Annotated in this window: 2 protein-coding genes and 1 pseudogene; 2 read left to right on the top strand and 1 reads right to left on the bottom strand. The window is 68.7% G+C overall.

The window, feature by feature from the left end:
- Positions 1-437, bottom strand: a pseudogene (locus tag VGD44_RS10060) (hypothetical protein); the annotation flags it as partial.
- Between the two features lie 208 nt (positions 438-645).
- Here VGD44_RS10060 and VGD44_RS10055 point away from each other — a divergent pair.
- Together VGD44_RS10055 and VGD44_RS10050 are read left to right on the top strand one after the other, a co-directional pair.
- Positions 646-1,365, top strand: a complete 720-nt coding sequence (locus tag VGD44_RS10055) for a response regulator transcription factor (protein ID WP_331086493.1) — start codon at positions 646-648, stop codon at positions 1,363-1,365.
- A partial coding sequence (locus VGD44_RS10050) for a stimulus-sensing domain-containing protein (protein WP_331086491.1) occupies positions 1,334-2,937 on the top strand: 1,604 nt, incomplete at its 3' end. The genes VGD44_RS10055 and VGD44_RS10050, both read left to right, overlap by 32 nt.

Raw genomic sequence — 2,937 nt, 5'->3', positions numbered from 1 at the left:
TGGAAGATCCGGATCAGCTCGTGCACCGACATGTCGCGGGCATGGGCCTCGGGGACGGCGATCTTCTGGATGGCGTGCTGCAGGTCGATGCCCGAGGCCTCGAGCTTCTCGACGAGGTCGGGCCGGTGGAGCAGCTCGAATGGCGTGGCGTTGTTGCGCTCGAGCCAGCCTTCCAGGAGTCGGCCGATGCGCTCGCGGGCGTGCAGGGTGTAGAGGTCCTGCGGGGTGACGCAGAGGGGCTGCGGCTCTTCCTTGGGCTTGGCCTTGGCGATCTTCTCGGCCTGGCCCAGCTTGAGGATGTCGACGGTCGCGAACTCGCGCGTTTCCTCGTCGAAGGTCTCCTTGGTGACGCGCACGCCGGTCACCCGGCCTTCCTTCATCAGCTCTTCGGCGTGGCGAATCGCGTTCGCGCGATTCTCGGTCGCGAGGTCGAGCACCCAGGGTCCCCCTGGGATCTTTCGTATATAGACCTCGAAGTGCACCCTATAGCCGTCCATCGGAACGCATCCCCCCAGTAGGGAATCACGTTCTCTGAATAAGTTTAAGGCCGCGTTGACTTTGTTGGGTTTTCGCCGCGGCCCCATTGAGGCCACGGTGAAGGCCCAATAGCCTCCCACGTTCAGGTTAAGGAGAACTCGACTTCAGATGGCCAAGATCACCCTCGTCGATGACGACGAGAACATCGTCACGTCGGTCAGCCTGGCCCTCGAGAGCCACGGCCACACCGTCAAGGCCTACTACGACGGCGCCTCGGGCCTGGCCGCGCTGGAGAACGATCCGCCGGACGTGGCCATCCTGGACGTGAAGATGCCGCGCATGGACGGCATGGAAGTGCTGCGCCGCCTGCGCCGCACCTCGGACATCCCGGTGATCATCCTCACGTCGAAGGACGAGGAGATCGACGAGATCCTGGGCTTCAACCTCGGCGCCGACGACTACATGCACAAGCCGTTCAGCCAACGCCTGCTGATCGAGCGGGTGAAGGCGGTGCTGCGCCGCTCGGGCCGCGGCGAGACCGACGACGTGGCCGGACCGTCCACCGCCCCGGCGGACGTCAACGCACGCGCCCTGAAGCGGGGCAAGCTCACGTTGGACCCGGCCCGCCACGAGAGCCTGTGGGACGGCAAGCCGGTGAAGCTCACCGTCACAGAGTTCCTGCTGCTGCAGTCGCTCGCCCAACGCCCGGGGTTCGTGAAGAGCCGCGACAACCTGATGGACGCGGCCTACGACGATCAGGTCTATGTCGATGACCGCACCATCGACAGCCACATCAAGCGCATGCGGAAGAAGTTCCGCGAGGTGGACCCTGAGTTCGACGCGATCGAGACCCTCTATGGCGTCGGTTACCGATACCGGGAGTCCTGATACCGGGATTCCCGACCGGGCGGTCGCCGCGCGGGCCGAGGTCGAGAAGCGGGCCGCCCGCCGACGCCGCCGCGGGCTGCCGGGGTCGCGCCTCGGCCGGCTGATCCTGGCCCTGAACCTGCTGGGCCTGGCGATCCTGGTCTCGGGCGCGCTCGTGCTGAACGAGCTGCGCCGGGGCCTGGTCAACGCGCGCATCGACAGCCTGACCACCCAGGGCGAGCTTATCGCGTCGATCCTGAACCAGGCCGCGACCGTGGGCGAGCCCACGCCCCAGATGGACGCGGCGCTGGCCACCGACCTCCTGCAGACGCTGTCCAACCCGCGCGCCCAGCGGGCCCGGCTGTTCGACAGCAGCGGCCAGCTGGTGGCCGATAGCGAGTGGATGGCCGACGAGGTCGAGCAGCGCGCGCTGCCCCCTGCCAAGGGGCGCGACGAGCGGGGCGTTACCTTCAGCCTGATGCCGCACCCCGCCCAGCCCACCAGCAAGGAAATACAGGCCGACCTGGCCCGCGAGGTGCGCGTGGCGCTGCAGGGCCGCTACTGGGCCGGCATGCGGCAGGGTGACCGCGGCAAGCGGGTGGTCTCGGTCTCCATCCCCATCCAGCACGTCCGCGCGGTGCTGGGCGTGGTGACGCTGGAGGCCAGCGACGTCGACGCCATCATCGCCCGCGAGCGCGCCGCCCTGATCCCGTTCATCCTGATCGCCGTCCTGGTGACCGTGGCCTCGTCGCTGCTGCTGAACAGCCTGGTGGCCCAGCCGGTGCTGCGGCTGGCGCGCGCTGCCGACCGCGTGCGCCAGGCCCGCGCGCGGGCGATCTCGCTGCCCGACCTCGCCAAGCGCGACGACGAGGTGGGCGACTTGACCCGCAGCCTCGAGGACATGACCCATGCGCTCAGCGAGCGGATGGACGCCATCGAGGCGTTCGCCGCCGACGTGGCGCACGAGATCCGCAACCCGCTGACATCGCTGCGCTCGGCGGTCGAGACATTGGATATCGTGAGCGATCCCGTGGCGCGCGAGCGGCTGCTGAACGTGCTCAAGAACGACGTCCAGCGCCTGGACCGCCTGGTCACCGACATCTCCAACGCCTCGCGCCTCGACGCCGAGCTCTCGCGCGACCAGCCCAAGATCGTCGACCTCGGCCGGCTGATCGGCGACATCGTCAGCCTCTACCAAGCGACCGCGAAGCCGGGAGACGTCCAGGTGGTGTTCATGCCCCACCAGGGGATGGAGTCGGTCAAGGTCCTCGGCCGCGAGGGGCCCCTGGGCCAGATCGTGCGCAACCTCGTCGACAACGCCCGCTCGTTCAGCCCGCCGGGCGACGTGGTGACGGTGGGCCTGCAGCGGGCGAAGGGCGAGGCGTTCGTCAGCGTGACGGACAACGGCCCCGGCATCCCGCCCGAGAACCTGGAGACGGTGTTCGAGCGCTTCTACACCTCGCGGCCCAAAGGCGCGGCGTTCGGCGGCAACTCGGGCCTAGGCCTCTCGATCGCCCGCCAGATCGCCCAGGCGCACGGCGGATCGCTCAGGGCCGAGAACAAGATCGGCGCGGACGGCAAGGTCGCCGGCGC

The organism is Phenylobacterium sp., from assembly GCF_036402295.1.
Lineage (GTDB): Bacteria > Pseudomonadota > Alphaproteobacteria > Caulobacterales > Caulobacteraceae > Phenylobacterium.
The sequence above is the reverse complement of the archived record's forward strand: the minus strand, read 5'-3'. Positions and strand labels throughout refer to the sequence as shown.

Bases quoted from the DNA above. Each gene is read 5' to 3' on its own strand.
- VGD44_RS10055 (WP_331086493.1), top strand. From the start codon at position 646: ATGGCCAAGATCACCCTCGTCGATGACGACGAGAACATCGTCACGTCG.